Raw genomic sequence first — 17304 nt, 5'->3', positions numbered from 1 at the left:
TAGCAGCGTTCATGAGTTGAGTGCATCGCGGACACGGATAAGAAGTGAGGTAAGAAGTTCGCGCTCGGCCGCGGACAGGTCGCGCAGGCCGTGCTCGATGGCGCGTTCGCCGCGCAGGCGCAACCGCTCCCACAGCGCCACGCCTTGCTCGGTCATGACGATCTGCAGCGCGCGCCGGTCTTGCGCATGCGGCTCACGCCGCACCGCGCCCAGCGCTTCAAGCTTGTCGAGCAGGCGGGTCACCGCGCTCGGGGTCTGGTCCAGCGCCAGCGCCAGTTCGTTGGCCGTGCACGGGGAGCGCACCGCCAGGATCTTCAGGCCCACGTAGTGGCTGAAACCGAAATCGGGCAGTTCGCCCTTCATCTCGGCATCGAGCTGGCGCATCAGCGCATCGCGCACCTGACGCAGCAACAGGCCGAACGACGGTGTGGCGGAAGACGAAACATTCATGCCGCACATTTTGTTCCGAAAAATATATTTGTCAACGCAATTATCCCGCCAGGGATTAAACCGCCCGCAAGGATCGCCACCTTACGCGGCGCGTGCGCTGGCTCGGTAATACAATTCGGCCAATGAGTATCGAAAACCCGCCAACCCAGATCGATGCCCTGCCGCCAGGCGTACGCGCCAGCTTTGAAAGGGCCGATGGGCCGGTGCTGATCGCGTTCCTGGCGGAGCTGCGCGAGGTGTGGGCGCCGGAAACTGCCTGGCACGCGCATGTCCGCGGCCAGCTGATGTATGTGGAGCATGGCGTGCTCACCGTACATACCGAACAGGGTGCCCTGTCGCTGCCGCCGGGCTGCGCCGGCTGGATGCCGCCCGGGCAGCAGCACACCGTGGAGCTGGCCGGGCCGATGCGCGGGTGGGGCGTGATTGTGCGGCCGGATGCCTGCGCCGCCCTGCCTGCGCAAGGCGGGGTGATCCGGCTGACCGGGCTGGCCCGCGAGGCCATCATGCGGGCCGCCGACTGGCCACTGGATCAGCCGCTGGATGCCGCCCAGCAACGCCTGGCCGCGGTGCTGCTGGACGAGCTATGCCAGGTGCAGATCGACCACCTGCACCTGCCGATGCCGGCCGACCGCCGGCTGCTGCGGATCGCCCGCCAGTTGCTCGACACGCCCGCCGACCCGCGCCCGCTCGACGCCTGGGCCGACTGGGGCGGATTGTCGCCGCGCAGCCTGAGCCGGCATTTCCGCGACGAGACCGGCCTGAGTTTTGCGCAGTGGCGGCAGCAGGCGCGGCTGACCGAAGGCCTGCGGCGGCTGAGCCAGGGCCACGCGGTGGCGCAGGTGGCCGACCAGCTTGGCTACAGCAGCCCCAGCGCCTTCGTCAGCGTGTTCCATCGCCATTTCGGCGCCCCGCCCACCCGTTATCTGGCCGGCCCGCATGCGCGCGGCTTGGCATCCCCCGCCGCATCCGGATAATCGGCGCTCTTCGAGCCCGCGCCCCGGCGCGGGTTCCTCTTCACGCAGGACCTGGCTTTACATGACCGATCTGACCCGCCCTACCTTCCACGGCTTTGAACAGCTGCCGCTGCGCGAATACGCCGAACGCGCCTATCTCGACTACTCGATGTATGTGGTGCTCGACCGCGCCCTGCCGTTCCTGGGTGACGGCCTGAAGCCGGTGCAGCGCCGCATCGTCTACGCGATGAGCGAGCTGGGCCTGAACGCCGCCGCCAAGCCGAAAAAATCCGCGCGTACCGTGGGCGATGTGATCGGTAAGTACCACCCGCATGGCGACAGTGCCTGCTATGAGGCGCTGGTACTGATGGCGCAGCCGTTCTCTTACCGCTATCCGCTGATCGAAGGCCAGGGCAACTTCGGCTCCACCGACGACCCCAAGTCGTTTGCAGCGATGCGCTACACCGAGTCCAAGCTGACCCCGATCGCCGAAGTGCTGCTGGGCGAGCTTGGCCAGGGCACCACCGATTGGGCGCCCAACTTCGACGGCACCCTGGAAGAGCCCACCTGGTTGCCGGCACGCCTGCCGCACCTGCTGCTCAACGGCACCACCGGGATTGCGGTGGGCATGGCCACCGACGTGCCGCCGCACAATCTCAACGAGATCGTCAGCGCACTGCTGCGGCTGCTCGATGACCCTGACGCCACGGTCGCGCAGCTGTGCGAGCACGTGCTGGGCCCGGATTACCCGACCACCGCCGAGATCATCACCCCGGCTGCGGACCTGCGGAACATCTACGAGACCGGTCACGGCAGCGTGCGCGCGCGCGCCACCTACAAGAAAGAGCACGCCAACATCGTCATCGATGCGCTGCCCTACCAGGTCTCCCCGTCCAAGGTGATCGAGCAGATCGCCCAGCAGATGCGCGCCAAGAAGCTGCCGTGGCTGGAAGACATCCGCGACGAGTCCGACCACACCAGCCCGGTGCGGGTGGTGCTGGTGCCGCGCTCCAATCGCGTCGATGCCGAACAGCTGATGGGCCACCTGTTCGTCACCACCGATCTTGAGCGCAGCTACCGCGTCAACCTCAACGTGATCGGTCTGGATGGCCGCCCGCAGGTCAAGAACCTCAAGCACCTGCTGAGCGAATGGCTGAGCTTCCGCAGCGATACGGTGACCCGCCGCCTCAACCATCGCCTGCAGAAGGTCGAGCGTCGCCTGCACCTGTTGGAAGGCTTGTTGATCGCCTTCCTCAACCTGGACGAAGTGATCCGCATCGTCCGCAGCGAAGACGAACCCAAGCCGGTGCTGATCTCGCGCTTCGCGCTGAGCGAAGAACAGGCCGAATACATTCTGGAAACCAAGCTGCGCCAACTGGCGCGCCTGGAGGAAATGAAGATCCGCGGCGAACAGGAAGCACTCGCCAAGGAACGCGCGCAGCTCATGGCGATCCTGGAAAGCAAGACAAAGCTGAAGAAGCTGATCAAGGACGAACTGACTGCCGATGCCAAGAAGTTCGGCGATGCGCGGCGTTCGCCGCTGGTGCAGCGTGGCGCCGCGCAGGCCATCGACGAAACCGAAATGGTGGCCAGCGAACCGATGACCGTGGTGCTATCGGAGAAGGGCTGGGTGCGTGCAGCCAAGGGCCACGAGGTGGATCCTGCGGGCATGTCCTACCGCGAAGGCGATGGCCTGCTGGCGGCAGTGCGCAGCCGCAGCACGCATCAGGTGGCGTTCCTGGATTCGGATGGCCGCGCCTATTCCACCGCCGTGCACACCCTGCCCTCGGCGCGTGGCAATGGCGAACCGTTGACCGGACGGTTCTCGCCGGCCTCGGGCGCAGCGTTCCAGGTCATGGCCAGCGCCGACAACGCCACCCGCTTCGTGCTGGCATCCTCGCACGGCTACGGCTTCGTCACCCGTTTCGAAAACCTCACCGGCCGCAACAAGGCCGGCAAGGCGATGCTCAATCTCACCACCGGCTCGCATGTGCTGACGCCGGCCCAGGTAAGCAACCCGCAAACCGATCGCATTGTCGCCGTGACCAGTGCCGGCAATCTGCTGGCGGTGCCGGCCACCGACGTGCCCGAGCTGGACAAGGGCAAAGGCAACAAGATCATCGAGATCCCCAAGGCCAAGCTCGGCACCGAACGCGTGGTGGCCGTGGTGGCGGTCGCACCAGGCAACACGCTGCTGGTGCGCAGCGGCGCACGCACCATGAGCCTGTCGTTCAAGGACCTGGATACGTATGTGGGTGCGCGTGCGAGCCGTGGATCGTTGTTGCCGCGTGGGTGGCAGAAGGTGGACGGGTTGGAGGTGCAGTAGGAGACGGCAATTCACTCGCCCGGCGCGCAGCGGCGCGGTGGGGACTGCGGTCGCCTCAGGCTGCTGGGGCGGCCCAACACACGCAGGAGTCTGCCCTGGCGGAGGAACTTATCCTCCTTCAACGCGCCACCCCTCCGCTGCAGGACGTTGCTCCCCTACTGCTCCCGTGCAACGCAACCAGGCGTCCGCACACCTGGGGCATTGCAGGCAATAAAACTGCTGATGCACTGGCATCAAGTATTCTCATCCAGGCGCAACGATGCAGTCGCAAACGCACAGCCAACGCCGCGCACCGCTTCAGAACGCGCCACGCCCCACGCTCGCATGACCACAGTGGAGACAGCCACTGACAAGGCAACGCATGGACACGAATTTCTGGTTGGAACGTTGGCAGCTGGGACACACCGGCTTTCATCAGCAAGAGGTATTGCCGCTGCTGCAAAAGCACTGGCACGCGCTGGATCTGCCGAAGGAAGCGCGCGTGCTGGTGCCCCTGTGCGGCAAGACGCTGGATATGCATTGGCTGGCGGCGCAAGGCCATCGCGTGCTTGGCGTGGAGCTGTCGCCGCTGGCGGTGACGCAATTCTTCGATGAGGCAGGGCTTCAACCGAAGCGTCACAGCAGCGCTGCTGGCGAGCATTTCATCGCCGGCCCGATCGAGATCATCTGCGGCGATGCATTCGCGCTAGACGCCAGCGCGCTGGCCGACTGCACGGCCGTCTACGACCGCGCCGCACTGGTCGCGCTACCGGCCGAACTGCGCCAGCATTACCTGCAAACGGTCTACGCGCCGTTGTCCTCGCGCTGCCGCGGCCTGCTGATCACCCTGGAATATCCGCAGGCTGAAAAGGCCGGCCCGCCGTTCTCGGTGGACGCAACGCACGTGCATGCACTTTTCGATGCCGCCTGGCAGGTAGACCAGCTGGAACACCGCGACATCCTCGATCAGGAACCACGCTTCCGCGATGAAGGCGTCACCGGGTTATCGACGGCTGTCTATCGCCTGCAACGCCGCTGAAAGGCCGTCGGGCGCTGCACGCCCATCACGTGGCAATTGCATGTCTGCATGCTGCAATCCTCGGTGGCGGATCAGAACAGCGCGGCATTGCGCCATGCGGTCGTTCTGCAGCAAAACGCGACAAAACGAAATCCTGCAGCCAGCTGCAGGAGTGGCAGGCAGGCCGCACAGAGCATCGTGGGAATGGCTAGGCACGCGTATTCCATGCCGAGCCGGTTCACGCCGCGTCAGCCAGCCAAGCGACTGCGCAGCGGCGTTGCCGGCTCAACCGGCGACGTGACCCTTGTCGATCTTGGAGGTCTGATACAACTCCAGTCCGATGCGCTTGATCAGGCCAAGCTGCTGCTCCAGCCACCACGCATGATCTTCTTCGGTGTCCTGCAGCTGCTTGAGCAGCACGTCGCGGCTGACATAGTCGCCATGTTCTTCGCACAGCTTCATGCCGGCAGCGAGCGCAGCGCGCACTTCGTACTCGACCACCAGGTCGCGCTCCAGCATTTCGACCACGGTCTTGCCCGGGGTGAATTCGGCCGGGCGCATGTCCGGGTCGCCTTCCAGGAACAGGATGCGCCGCAGCAGCGCATCGGCGTGCTCGGTCTCCTCTTCCATCTCATGGTTGATGCGCTCGTACAGCGCCATCAGGCCCTGATCCTCGTACCGGCGCGAATGCAGGAAATATTGATCGCGCGCCGCCAATTCGCCGCGCAGCAGCTGCTTGAGGTAATCGACGACTTCGGGATGGCCTTTCATGGTGTGCTCCAGCGACGCAATGCGCGCATGGTGCCCTAAGCCGCCGGGCAATGATCTAATCGGAATCACTTTCAGTTGCGCTTGCGGCCGGACCCGCCACGGTCATGTCCGCCGGCCACACTTCACCGGGGTCCAAGGAACCGACAATGCGTAAATGGCTGGGCCGGCTGCTGCTGGGAATCGTGTTGCTGGTCCTGGCGGCCAGCCTGGGGCTGTATCTGTTGATGCGCGGCAGCCTGCCGCAGTTGGACGGCGACAGCGCGCTCAGCGGCCTGGCTGCGCCGGTCAGCGTGCAGCGCGACCGGCTGGGCGTGGTCACCATCGATGCAGCAAACCAGCTCGATGCGATGCGCGCGCTCGGCTACGTGCATGCGCAGGAACGCTATTTCGAGATGGATCTGATGCGCCGCGCACCGGCCGGCGAGTTGTCCGAGCTGTTTGGCGCCAAGGCCGTGGACCTGGACAAGCGCAACCGCGTGCATCGCCTGCGTGCCCGCGTGCAGGCCAGCCTGGACATCGCCACCAGCAGCCAGCACGCTGCATTGCAAGCCTATACCGATGGCGTCAACGCAGGACTGGCGGCACTGCGCGTACGGCCCTGGCCCTATCTGCTGCTGCGCCAGACACCGCGCGCATGGACGCTGGACGACTCCATCCTCACCGGCCTTGCGATGTACGCGGACCTGCAGGACAGCGATAACCAGACCGAGCTGGCCGCCGCGCGCATCCGTGCCGTGGTGCCGCCTGCGCTGGCGGCACTGCTCGACCACCAGGGCTCCAGTTGGGACGCGCCGTTGTTCGGGGAGCCGCAGGGCGATGCCAGCTTGCCGGATGCGACCACGCTGGATCTACGGCGTCTACAGCATCGGCCTGCCGCGCCCCACGCGGAAACGCCGACACCGGGCAGCAACAACTTCGCGGTAGACGGCAGCCTCACCGCCGACGGCCGCGCCATCGTTGCCGACGACATGCATCTGGGCCTGCGCGCGCCCAATATCTGGTTCCGCGCACGCCTGCGCTATGCAGACAGCAATGCGCCCGAGGGCAAGGTGGATGTCACCGGATTCACCCTGCCGGGTTTGCCGGCGGTGGTCGTGGGCAGCAATGGGCACGTGGCTTGGGCATTTACCAACAGCTATATCGACACCGCGGATTTCGCGCGCATTCCTGCACCCACGCCGGGTCACCCGCAAGCACTGACCAGGCATGTGGAAACCATCCGCGTGGCGGGCGCAGCGCCGGTGCAGTTCGAGGTCCGCGAAGCGGCGTGGGGACCGCTGCTGCACGTCAACGCCGACGGCAGCGCGCTGGCATTGCGCTGGGTGGCGCAGTTGCCCGGTGCGATCCGGTTGGACTTCGCGCAGATGAGCACGGCGGGCGATCTGCAGGCGGCGTTCGCGGTGGCCGACCGCTCCGGCATTCCGGCGCAGAACCTGCTGCTTGCCGATCGCAGCGGGCGCATCGCCTGGCGGCTGATCGGCGCGCGCCCCGCCCGCAATGCCGGGTGCGGCCCGAGCGGGATTGCCGAACTGGCGACATCGACGCCCGTCCCTGAGGCAGCATCCGGCGCACCTGCAGAACCGGCTGCAGCGCCGATGTCGGGCACCTGCCTGCCATGGTCGCTGCGCAGCGATGCTGCGCCTGCGTTGATCGATCCACCGTCGCACCGGCTCTGGACCGCCAACAACCGTATCGTCGATGCGCAGCAACTGGCCACGCTTGGCAACGCAGGTTACGACCTTGGCGCGCGTGCCCAGCAGATTCGCGATGATCTTTTCGCAAAGCAGCGCTTCAACGAACGCGATCTGCTCGCCATCCAGCTCGACGATCGCGCCGTGCTGCTTACGCGATGGTGGCAACTGCTGCGTAGCGTGGTCGAGCACAGCAAGGACCCGGCACTGCAACAGATTGCACATGCCACGCGCGACTGGGACGGGCACGCATCGACTGGCTCGGCCAGCTATCGCATCGTGCGCGAATTCCGCAACAAGACCATCGAAGCGGTGGAAGCCGGCCTGCTGGCCCCGGCAAAAGCCGCACTTGGCGAGGAGTTCCTGCCGCCGCGTCGCGCGCAACTGGAGGGCGTCGTCTGGCCGTTGCTGCAACAGCGCCCGGCCCACCTGTTACCGCCCACCGCCGCAAGCTGGGACCAGTTGCTCGACGATGCTGCGCGCAGTGCGCAGTCAGAGGTGATTGCAGAAGACGCACAAAGCGAACCGCGCGGCCAGCACACCTGGGGCCAGCGCAACACCGCCACCATCTGCCACCCCATCGCGCGTGCCCTGCCCGCCCTGGCCAAGCGCTGGCTCTGCATGCCGCCCGATCAACTGCCGGGCGACCGCGACATGCCGCGTGTGCAAGGCCCGGGCTTTGGCGCCTCCGAGCGCATGGTGGTTTCGCCCGGCCACGAGCAGGACGGCATCGTGCACATGCCCGGCGGACAGAGCGGCCACCCGCTCTCGCCGTTCTGGGGCGCAGGGCACGACGATTGGGTGCATGGCAGACCCACACCATTCTTGCCCACTGCCACGCGATATACGCTGCAATTGCATCCGCAGTAACAGCGGGCGGCAACGCGGCTGCGCAGCGTCCAGCGAAGCAGGACGAAGACGTCAACAGCATCGCCGCTTCAGGCGCCTCTCCCCTCGGGAGAGGGGGTGGGGTGAGGGTACGGCCATCAGCACGATTGGACGAGTGCGTGATGTGCCCCTGCGCGCGCCCATCAGGCTTCGCACGTACCCTCATCCGCCCTTCGGGCACCTTCTCACCCGTGCAGCAGGACAATATTCCGGCAGGAGAGGGGAGGCTGCACTCATGCCTCCATTTCAGGGCTCCGCATCTTCGCGTCGCATGTCTGCATCCGCACAGGTGCGCGCGCATCTGCCACCAAACAGGGCGCCCCACACCCGGCCACCTCCGTGATCAAGCAAACACATCATGCTAAGATGCATTTGATAACCATTCCCATTAGTGATCAATGCACCCCACGCCTCTTGTCACCGCGCTCGCCGCTGCGCTCGCTCTGCACACCCTGCCCGCCTTCGCTCAGCACACCACCACGCCAGCCGTGACCGAGCTGGATGGCGTGGATGTCATCGGCCGTGCGCAGACGCTCTACAAGTCCGAAGACGCAGCTGTTGCCACGCGCACCGATACCCCGCTGGCACTGGTGCCGCAGTCGGTGCAGGTGCTGCCGCGCGAGTTGATCGACGACCAGGCTGCGCGGCAGATCACCGATCTGTATCGCAGCATCAGTGGCATCAGCTTCTTCAGCTATGCCGGTGTGACCTTGCGCGGCTTCCGCCAGGAAAACGTGCTGTACGACGGCCTGCGTGGCGACCCGTATGCCGGGTTCTCGGTGCCGCAACTGTTCAACATCGAGCGTGTGGAAGTGCTCAAGGGTCCAGCCGGTGCGCTGTACGGCGGTGGCGAACCCGGGGGTGTGATCAACTATGTCACGCGCAAACCCGCTCATCAGGCGGCCCGACGCATCGAGCTGCAGCTGGGCAATCAATCCTTCGGTGCAGCCTCGTTCGAGGCCACCGGCCCTGCGCGCGCAGATGGCCGCATCCGGTACCGCATCGGCGCCTATGCCGATGGCGAAGACGGATTTCGTTGGAATACCGACAGCCAGAGCCAGATCGGCGATGCGTCGGTGGCCTTCGATCTGGGCGATACCGGCGAGCTCACCCTGCAATACACCGACATCACCCAAAACCTGGGCGGCAACCGCTTGCGCGGCGTGCCGGTCGATAACGCCGGCAACTTCCTCACCGACCGGCGCTGGAACCACAACGAACCCACAGATTTCCTGGACATGCGCGCCAAGGTGGCGCTTGCGCAATATCGGTTTGCGCCGTCCAGCGCGTGGGAGGTGGACATGGCGCTGCGCTGGTTCAAGAACCAGGAGCATCAGATCTATCACGAGCCAATGGGGTTGATCGACCGCGATCGCGACGGTACCGCCGAGTGGATGACCCGGCAGCTGCGCAATCAATACCGCGACAACGATGCGATCTCCAGCAACGTCAACGCGATATTCCGCACCAGTACCGGGGCAATCGACCACACGTTGCTGATGGGCGCGGACTACTACCGCCTGGACGCGGATTTCCGCGCGCAAACCGCCAACACCGCCGACACCGGACGCGTACGTGGCCCGGTGCCCGGCATCGATTTGTTCAACCCGGTGTACGGCCGCAGCGGCTTCTACGACTACGGCTTGGATGCCCTGCCCTGGCGCACCACCAGCACGCGCAGTCAACGCTACGGTGCATATCTGCAGGACGAACTCACGCTGACGCCGCGCTGGTATGCAATGGCCGGGCTACGCTGGGACGGCTTCAAGGACGACGACCTGCTGACTGGTTCGCGCGTCACCGGCAACGATCTCAGTTGGCGCGTCGGCAGCACCGTCGTGTTACGCGACGGCATCAATGCCTACGCAAGCTATGCCAGCGGCTTCCTGCCGCAGGACGCGGCCAACCAGGACAGCAGCGTGGGCGGCCCGTTCGCACCGGAACGCAGCACCCAATGGGAAGTGGGCCTGAAGACTGCGCTCAACGATGGCGGGCTCACCCTCAACACGGCGCTGTATCGCATCGAGCGTAGCAACATCGTGCAGGCGAACGGGCGCGTCGTCGACGGCGTCAATCAACTCTCCGCGCTTGGCTTGGTGCGCAGCGAAGGGCTGGAAGTCGACCTGCTGGCCGACCTGACCGAACGTTGGGTGCTCAATCTCACTTATGCCTACAACGATGCACGCGTGCTCGATGCCGGCACCAACGGCATCACCAATGCCTCTGGCGATCGCTTCGCCAATGCACCGCGCAACACTTTTGGCTTGTGGACACGCTACGACCTGCCCGCCTGGCGCTCGGCGATCGCCTTCGGTGCCGACTACGTGGGCGAACGCGTCAGCCTGGATGGGCAACGCGTCAAACCGTACGCCATCTACGACATCAGCTGGCAGACGCAATGGAACGCGTGGAAGCTGCAGATCAACGTCAAGAACCTGTTCGACAAGGTGTATGCAGTGAGCGGTTTCAATACGCGCGCCGGGCACTTCCCCGGCGAGCCGCGTCGCCTTTACGCGCAGCTGGCTTACAGCTTCTGACCAGCGCGCAGCGGATCGGTGGCGCGCCGCCGGCCCGCTGCGACGGCAACGCAAATAGCGCAGCGTGCCTGCGTTCGCCACCCGCTCAAGACACGTGTCTCTCCTGTTTGGAACGACAAACCGCGTCTGGCTCGGTGTGCAAGTTACATGCGCAAAACACCTGGAAACGGCCGCAGCCGTCGCTTGAAGGCGCCAAGACGTTCGACGCAAGACGAATCGCACGCTGACGACACAGCGTGCGCAATGTGATGCAGGTCAGCCAAGCCGACCGTGCGGTGTGTTCAAGGCAGCCTCGACTGCGGCAACGTAATGAACCTGCGCCGAATCGCGCGGCTGCGCATGGGCTGGAACTTAACGTTCGGTGGGACACACTAGAGCCCGTCGCGAATGTGGAGTCTTGCTCCGCACATCGCCCTCCTTCCCCCACTGACCGGAATCCGCATGCCTTTGCTTGCCCGCTCCGTTTCCGCCCTGTTGCCACTGATGTTTGCGACTGCCTGCACGGCAGCGCCGCCAGCCAAATCCGGCCCGCCGGATGCGCCCGTGGCCGCATGCACTGCCAAGGTACGTCCTGGCCAGGACCTGCAGAAAGCCATCGACAAACTGCCGCAAAGCGACAAGCCCACGGTACTTTGCCTGGAAAAGGGCGAGTTCCCGCTCAACGGCTTGGTGTCGATCCATCGCGGCAACTTCACCTTGCGCGGCCAGGGCCCCAGCACCATCGTGCGCATGGCCGACGGCGTGCAGCAGCCGGTGCTGGTGGTTGGCGATTACGAAAACCAGCAGCCCACCGGTGTGATCCGCAACGTCAGCATCGAAGACATGCAGATCGTAGCGAGCACAGGCGACAAGGAGTTCATGCCCGAGCGCCCCTACCTGAGCAACAGCGCGGTGGTGGTGCGGTCCGGGCAAGGCATCCGGCTTGCAGGCCTGCAGGTCAACAAGTGCCGCAGCGCGTGCCTGCTGAGCGAGTACGACACCCGCGAGATCACCATCGAAAACAACGATGTGTCCGGCGCAATCTGGGACGGCGTCTCGTTCAACCGCACCGCCAAGGTCACGATGGTCAACAACTACATCCACGACAACGTGGCCGCCGGCTTGACCACCGAACACCTGGAAGACAGCGAGATCCGCAACAACCGTTTCGAGCGCAACGGCAGCCAGGGCATCTATCTCTCCGATGCGCGGCGCAATCGCTTCAGCAACAATCAATTCGACGGCAACAAGGTGGCCGGCGTGTTTCTGGCCTGCGCGATTCGTTATCGCACCCCGGAAATTTTGTGCTGGGACAACAGCATGAGCCAGGACAACGTGTTCGAGAACAACCGTTTCGCCAACACGCCATTTACCTACACCATCGGCGTGGACCGCGCGGCCAACTGCACGTCGGCCGACTTCAAGCCGAACCTATGGCGCAACAACCAGGCCGACATGGCCGGTGTGGATATCGATCCGCAGCGCTATGGGTACTGCGTGCGTCACGAGCAATAAGACGCGCCGATCAACACAGCGGCCGGCCGTGCAGCGATGCATGCCGGCCGCTGCAGTGACTGCAGCCTTACGAAGCCAGCGCCTGCGCGTGCACCCCGGCAATCGCGCGGCCCGATGGGTCGGCCATCGCGGCAAAACTTGCATCCCAGGCAATCGCCGTTGGCGACGAACAGGCAATCGACTTGCCGCCCGGCACGGTTTCCGCCGCCGCCTGACCGGGGAAAAACTGCTCGAACAAGCTGCGGTAGAAATACGCCTCCTTGGTCTGCGGCGGATTGACCGGGTAGCGCCGGTCGGCGGCGGCGAGTTCGCGGTCGCTCACCTGCGCCTGTGCATGCGCCTTCAGCCCGTCGATCCAGCCGTAGCCCACGCCGTCGCTGAACTGCTCTTTCTGACGCCACAGGATCGATTCGGGCAGATAGCCGGCAAATGCCTCGCGCAGTACGCCCTTCTCCATGCGCGCTGCCCCACCGCTGGTCTTGTCGATCATCTTGAACCTGGCATCCATGCGCATCGCCACATCCAGGAATTCGCGGTCCAGGAACGGCACGCGTGGCTCTACGCCCCAGGCCATCATCGACTTGTTCGCGCGCAGGCAATCGTAGTTGTTGAGCGCGTCGAGCTTGCGGACCAGCTCTTCGTGGAATTCGCGCGCGTTCGGCGCCTTATGGAAATACAGGTAGCCGCCGAAGATCTCGTCGCTGCCTTCGCCGGAAAGCACCATCTTGACGCCCATTGCCTTGATCCGCCGCGCCAGCAAGAACATCGGCGTGGAGGCGCGAATGGTGGTGACGTCATAGGTTTCGATGTGGCGAATGACGTCGGGCAATGCATCCAGGCCTTCGTCGAAGGTGTATTCGAAGCCGTGATGCACGGTGCCGAGCGCCGCGGCGGCCACTTCGGCGGCGGCCAGATCCGGCGAGCCTTTCAAGCCGATCGCGAACGAGTGCAGGCGCGGCCACCAGGCTTCGGTGGTGTCGTTTTCTTCGATGCGGTGACGGGCATAGCGCGCGGCAACGGCCGCAACCAGCGAAGAATCCAGTCCACCGGACAGCAGCACACCGTACGGCACATCGGTCATGAGCTGACGGTGCACGGCGCGCTCGAATGCTTCGCGCAATTCCTGCAGTTGCACCTGTACACCTTCCACCGCGTCATAGTGGCGCCAGGCGCGCTCGTAGTAACGGCTCAGTGCGCCGGTGGCGCTGTCGTACCAATGGCCCGGCGGAAACTGCGCTGCATCGGCGCAGTCGTCCACCAGCGATTTCAGTTCCGAGGCCACACGCAAACGGCCTTCGCGGTCGTGTCCCCAGTACAGCGGCACCACGCCGATCGGGTCGCGCGCGATGATGACGCGCCCTTCCGTCTTGTCCCACAGCGCGAATGCAAAGATGCCGTTGAGGCGGTTGAGATAGGAGGCCGGCGTATCTTCGCGATACAGCGCATTGATCACCTCGCAATCGGAGCCGGTCTGGAATGCGTACGGCTGCAGCAGCTCCGCCTTGAGTTCGCGGTGGTTGTAGATCTCGCCATTGACCGCCAAGGCGAGCTGCCCGTCATCGGAGAGCAACGGTTGCGAGCCTCCGGCCGGATCGACGATGGCCAGGCGCTCGTGCACCAGGATGGCACCGGTATCGACGTAGACGCCGCTCCAGTCGGGCCCGCGATGACGCTGCCGCTGCGAACATTCCAGCGCCTGCCGGCGCAGCGCCTGCAGGTCGTCACCGGGTTGCAGGCCGAAAATACCGAAGATGGAACACATGGAAACACTCCTGAAGAACTGCGGGGGGGGTGGCGGCCGGGTGAGAGCGTGCTGCATGGATTGACGCCCATAAAAAAACCCGCATCGGCCGATGCGGGTTTTTCTGGTTCCTGGGCGCTTGGTGGACGTCGCCTAGTCGCAGATCCGCATCGGCCGCGCACGATTATTCGCGCGCAGATTGCTGCGGTTGGCGTTATTGAGGTTGGCGAGGCGAAGGACCATGTCGGCGACGCTAACGGTTCGGTGGTACCGGCGCAACTGTTTCAGTGGCAACGACGGCGTCTGCGTGGCCCGCTCACTCGACCAGCAGGCGCTCGATCAACGTGCGGTACAGCGCCGGTAGCGCCTGCAGGTCGGCGACGCGCACATGCTCGTCGACCTGGTGGATGCTGGCATTGACCGGGCCCACTTCGATGCATTGCGCACCCAGTGGCGCAATGAACCGCGCATCGGAGGTGCCGCCCCCGGTGCTTTCTTCCGGCGGCGCACCGGCGAACTCCCCCAGGACCTCACGCGCGACGCTGCGCAACCGCCCTTCCGGGGTATAGAACGGCTCGCCGCTGCGGTGCCAGCGCAGCGTGTAGTCCAGCGCATGCCGATCGAGCAGCGCGGTGATTTCAGCCTCCAGGCGCGGCGCGTCCCAGTGCGGCGTATAGCGCAGATTGAAGGCCACCTGCAGCTCGCCAGGAATCACGTTATTGGCGCCGGTGCCGGCATGGATGTTGGAAAGTTGCAGGCTGGTGGGCGGAAAGCTTTCGAAGCCGTCGTCCCATTGCCGCGCCACCAGTTCGGCCAGCGCAGGCGCTGCCAGATGGATGGGGTTGCGCGCCTTGTGCGGATACGCCACATGCCCCTGCACACCCTTCACGGTCAACGTGCCGGACAGGCTGCCGCGACGGCCCACGCGCAACAGATCGCCCAGGCGCTCGGTGGACGACGGTTCGCCGGTGATGCACCAGTCGATCGTTTGCCCGCGTTCGCGAAACACCTCGGCAACCCGGCGCACGCCATCGATGGCATCGCCCTCTTCGTCCGAGGTCAACAGCACCGCCAGCGTGCCGGAGTGCGTTGGGTGTGCAGCGACGAATTGCTCTGCGGCGACCACGAAGGCGGCCACGCTGCCTTTCATGTCCGCTGCACCACGCCCATACAACACGCCGTCGCGGATCTGCGGATCGAACGGGTCGCTGGTCCACGCCTCGCGCGGGCCCGGCGGCACCACATCGGTATGCCCGAGCAACACCAGCACCGGCGCACCGCTGCCATGGGTTGCCCACAGATTCTCGACCTCGCCAAGGCGCAAGTGCTCGCAGCCGAAGCCGGCTGCGCGCAGGCGCTGCGCAATCGCGGCCTGGCAACCGGCATCTGCCGGCGTTACCGAGGCACGTGCAATGAGGTCACAGGTCAACTCCAGCACATCGCTCATGAAACGTCACCGCAGTAGGGCCGCAGCGCGGCGTTGATGGAGGGATCGTGTCTGCATCGATCGGCGTGGCTTGAACGCACTTGCAGTGGTGGAAGCTAACCGGTTTGCAGGCAGTCGTCGCGTCATTGCCGGCGCGAGGTCGAACGGCTTGCCCGGCCGATGAGCGCGCGATCAACATGCCAGACATCACGCATCACGACGATAGCGGCAACACCGTCCGCAGCACCATCGAAAACCGCAGTCGCTTAGCCAACGCCGAATAGCTTCTTGAAGCCGTTGTCGGAAAAGCCCTGATGCAGCGCGCCCTCGTCGGTGATGACAAGCGGCCGCCGGATCAGCTGCGGGTACTCGCGCAGCAACAGCTTCCATTCGGCCGCACTGCCCGCCGCCTTGCGGTTGTCCGGCAACTGCCGCCAGGTGGTCGAAGACTTGTTGATCAACACATCGAATCCACCAACTTGCTCCGCCCACGCCGCCAGAGTCTCCGGCTCCGGCTTGTGATCGCGATAGTCGACAAACGTATACGCCACACCAAAACGATCCAGCCACTTGGTGGCTTTCTTGCAGGTATCGCAGTTTTTGAGTCCGTAGAGCGTGGTCATGCGAAATATCCCAAAAGGCGGTTTGCAGAGCCCCTCACTTCTCGAAAGGGGGTGCGATAAAACTGCGTGTAACGCGACCGGCAGGCGATCTCACAAGCGCGCTTGGACGCGCGTGTCATCGCAGCGGCCGAGAGTGCCAAAGGCGCACCCTCGACCGGCGCTGCGCGTCATCTGTTGCCGCCGCGAAGCGGATTAATCCGCCAGACCACGCAACAGTTCGTTGACGCTGGTCTTGCTGCGCGTCTTGGCGTCCACCTGCTTGACGATCACCGCGCAATACAGCGAGTGCGAGCCGTCCTTGGAGGGCAGCTGCCCGGACACCACCACGCTGTACGGCGGCACATAGCCATAGGAAATCTCGCCGGTAGCGCGGTTGTAGATGCGTGTGCTCTGACCGATGAACACGCCCATGCCGATCACGCTGTGGTGCCCGATGACCACGCCTTCCACCACTTCCGAGCGTGCGCCGATAAAGCAGTGATCTTCGATGATGGTGGGGCTGGCCTGCAGCGGTTCGAGCACGCCGCCGATGCCGGCGCCACCGGACAAATGGCAGTGCTTGCCGATCTGCGCGCACGACCCCACGGTGGCCCAGGTATCGACCATGGTGCCTTCACCGACATAGGCGCCGATGTTGGTGAAACTCGGCATCAGCACCACGTCCTTGCCGAAGTAACTGCCGCGACGCGCCACCGCGCCCGGCACGACGCGCACGCCGGCCTTGCGGAATTCGGCTTCATGGAAGCCGGCAAAGCGCGATTCCACCTTGTCCCAGAACGGCGCCGGCTGCGCTTCGATCACCGCCATCTCGTTGACGCGGAAATACAGCAGCACCGCTTTTTTCAGCCACTCGTTGACGGTCCAGCCGCCCTGTCCGTCCGGCTCGGCGACGCGAAACTGCCCGCTTTCCAGTCCGTCGATCACGCGATTGACAATGGCACGGGTGGAACCGTCGATCTCGTCCATGGTCAGCGTGGCGCGCCGTTCGAATGCGCTTTCGATGCCCAGTTTGAGTTCGTCGCTGCCGACCTGCGTTGCGGCGCTGTGCACGACCTGCTCTGCAATCGGCAGCTTCTTTGCCGCCGCAGCCTTCTTTGCGGCCGGTGCAGCAACCACCTTGGTCGGCTGCTTGGCCACGCGCGGTGCAGCGGACGTCGCGGACTTGCCGCCGGTCTTCCTTGCAGCGGTTTTCGGGCTTGCCGCATCAGATGCAGCAGCCTTTTTGCCGACAGCGCCAGCTGCCGCGCCCTGCTTACCGACGCCAGCGCCTGGCTTGGAAGCGGCAACAGCCGGCACCTTGGCGGCCTTGGCCGTTGCACTCGCGCGCTTGGACGCTGCGGTGGGGGTGGTCGCGCTCTGCTTGCGCGCGGTCTTCTTGCTGGTGGCCATGGGGGGTCTCCGGAGTTG

12 protein-coding genes are annotated in these 17304 nt (G+C 64.9%); 6 read left to right on the top strand and 6 right to left on the bottom strand.

The genetic code is table 11. The annotated features are described in order from the left end of the window. Window positions 1–9: 9 nt before the first annotated feature. On the bottom strand, window positions 10–450 hold the full coding sequence (locus tag ACDH77_RS06980) for a MarR family winged helix-turn-helix transcriptional regulator (protein ID WP_014089765.1): 441 nt from the start codon (window positions 448–450) through the stop codon (window positions 10–12). A 122-nt stretch (window positions 451–572) separates the two neighbouring features. On the opposite strand from ACDH77_RS06980, the gene ACDH77_RS06975 reads away from it, so the two are divergent. The 3 genes from ACDH77_RS06975 to ACDH77_RS06965 all read left to right on the top strand — a co-directional run bounded on the left by ACDH77_RS06975 (window position 573) and on the right by ACDH77_RS06965 (window position 4747). Then, window positions 573–1424 (top strand): helix-turn-helix domain-containing protein, encoded by an 852-nt coding sequence (locus ACDH77_RS06975; protein ID WP_031421870.1) that lies wholly within the window; start codon window positions 573–575, stop codon window positions 1422–1424. A 61-nt stretch (window positions 1425–1485) separates the two neighbouring features. Next, window positions 1486–3729, top strand: a complete 2244-nt coding sequence (parC, locus tag ACDH77_RS06970; protein ID WP_031421868.1) for a DNA topoisomerase IV subunit A — start codon at window positions 1486–1488, stop codon at window positions 3727–3729. 361 nt (window positions 3730–4090) lie between these two features. Further along, window positions 4091–4747, top strand: coding sequence for a thiopurine S-methyltransferase (locus ACDH77_RS06965; RefSeq protein WP_031421867.1), 657 nt, complete (start codon window positions 4091–4093; stop codon window positions 4745–4747). A 264-nt stretch (window positions 4748–5011) separates the two neighbouring features. Here ACDH77_RS06965 and bfr read toward each other — a convergent pair whose 3' ends face one another. Next, window positions 5012–5497: a bacterioferritin gene (gene bfr / locus ACDH77_RS06960; protein ID WP_003485327.1), complete on the bottom strand. Its 486-nt coding sequence runs from the start codon at window positions 5495–5497 to the stop codon at window positions 5012–5014. A gap of 146 nt (window positions 5498–5643) precedes the next feature. Between bfr and ACDH77_RS06955 the strand changes: the two genes are divergently transcribed. The 3 genes from ACDH77_RS06955 (at window position 5644) to hpaM (ending at window position 12107) form a co-directional block, all read left to right on the top strand. Continuing rightward, window positions 5644–8058: a penicillin acylase family protein gene (locus ACDH77_RS06955; protein ID WP_109290651.1), complete on the top strand. Its 2415-nt coding sequence runs from the start codon at window positions 5644–5646 to the stop codon at window positions 8056–8058. 416 nt (window positions 8059–8474) lie between these two features. Further along, window positions 8475–10613: a TonB-dependent siderophore receptor gene (locus ACDH77_RS06950; protein WP_372353776.1), complete on the top strand. Its 2139-nt coding sequence runs from the start codon at window positions 8475–8477 to the stop codon at window positions 10611–10613. A 441-nt stretch (window positions 10614–11054) separates the two neighbouring features. After that, window positions 11055–12107: a type III secretion-associated outer membrane-bound protein HpaM gene (gene hpaM / locus ACDH77_RS06945; protein ID WP_031421864.1), complete on the top strand. Its 1053-nt coding sequence runs from the start codon at window positions 11055–11057 to the stop codon at window positions 12105–12107. A 67-nt stretch (window positions 12108–12174) separates the two neighbouring features. Here hpaM and asnB read toward each other — a convergent pair whose 3' ends face one another. From asnB to dapD, 4 genes are all read right to left on the bottom strand, one after another. After that, on the bottom strand, window positions 12175–13869 hold the full coding sequence (gene asnB, locus ACDH77_RS06940) for an asparagine synthase B (RefSeq protein ID WP_011346904.1): 1695 nt from the start codon (window positions 13867–13869) through the stop codon (window positions 12175–12177). Between the two features lie 295 nt (window positions 13870–14164). Continuing rightward, window positions 14165–15295, bottom strand: coding sequence for a succinyl-diaminopimelate desuccinylase (dapE, locus tag ACDH77_RS06935; RefSeq protein ID WP_011346903.1), 1131 nt, complete (start codon window positions 15293–15295; stop codon window positions 14165–14167). A gap of 245 nt (window positions 15296–15540) precedes the next feature. Beyond that, window positions 15541–15897 (bottom strand): arsenate reductase, encoded by a 357-nt coding sequence (locus tag ACDH77_RS06930; protein WP_209260954.1) that lies wholly within the window; start codon window positions 15895–15897, stop codon window positions 15541–15543. Window positions 15898–16089: 192 nt separating this feature from the next. After that, the gene (dapD, locus tag ACDH77_RS06925) at window positions 16090–17286 is read right to left on the bottom strand and encodes a 2,3,4,5-tetrahydropyridine-2,6-dicarboxylate N-succinyltransferase (RefSeq protein WP_372353775.1); all 1197 of its coding nucleotides are present in this window, start codon (window positions 17284–17286) and stop codon (window positions 16090–16092) included. Window positions 17287–17304 lie beyond the last annotated feature (18 nt).

Origin of the sequence: Xanthomonas axonopodis pv. maculifoliigardeniae (assembly GCF_041519315.1) — a bacterium.
GTDB lineage: Bacteria > Pseudomonadota > Gammaproteobacteria > Xanthomonadales > Xanthomonadaceae > Xanthomonas > Xanthomonas euvesicatoria.
The sequence above is the reverse complement of the archived record's forward strand: the minus strand, read 5'-3'. Positions and strand labels throughout refer to the sequence as shown.

Coding starts and splice junctions, on each gene's coding strand:
- ACDH77_RS06930 (WP_209260954.1), bottom strand. CDS start 15,897: ATGACCACGCTCTACGGACTCAAAAACTGCGATACCTGCAAGAAAGCC.
- hpaM (WP_031421864.1), top strand. CDS start 11,055: ATGCCTTTGCTTGCCCGCTCCGTTTCCGCCCTGTTGCCACTGATGTTT.
- parC (WP_031421868.1), top strand. CDS start 1,486: ATGACCGATCTGACCCGCCCTACCTTCCACGGCTTTGAACAGCTGCCG.
- bfr (WP_003485327.1), bottom strand. CDS start 5,497: ATGAAAGGCCATCCCGAAGTCGTCGATTACCTCAAGCAGCTGCTGCGC.
- asnB (WP_011346904.1), bottom strand. CDS start 13,869: ATGTGTTCCATCTTCGGTATTTTCGGCCTGCAACCCGGTGACGACCTG.
- dapE (WP_011346903.1), bottom strand. CDS start 15,295: ATGAGCGATGTGCTGGAGTTGACCTGTGACCTCATTGCACGTGCCTCG.
- ACDH77_RS06980 (WP_014089765.1), bottom strand. CDS start 450: ATGAATGTTTCGTCTTCCGCCACACCGTCGTTCGGCCTGTTGCTGCGT.
- dapD (WP_372353775.1), bottom strand. CDS start 17,286: ATGGCCACCAGCAAGAAGACCGCGCGCAAGCAGAGCGCGACCACCCCC.
- ACDH77_RS06965 (WP_031421867.1), top strand. CDS start 4,091: ATGGACACGAATTTCTGGTTGGAACGTTGGCAGCTGGGACACACCGGC.
- ACDH77_RS06955 (WP_109290651.1), top strand. CDS start 5,644: ATGCGTAAATGGCTGGGCCGGCTGCTGCTGGGAATCGTGTTGCTGGTC.
- ACDH77_RS06950 (WP_372353776.1), top strand. CDS start 8,475: ATGCACCCCACGCCTCTTGTCACCGCGCTCGCCGCTGCGCTCGCTCTG.
- ACDH77_RS06975 (WP_031421870.1), top strand. CDS start 573: ATGAGTATCGAAAACCCGCCAACCCAGATCGATGCCCTGCCGCCAGGC.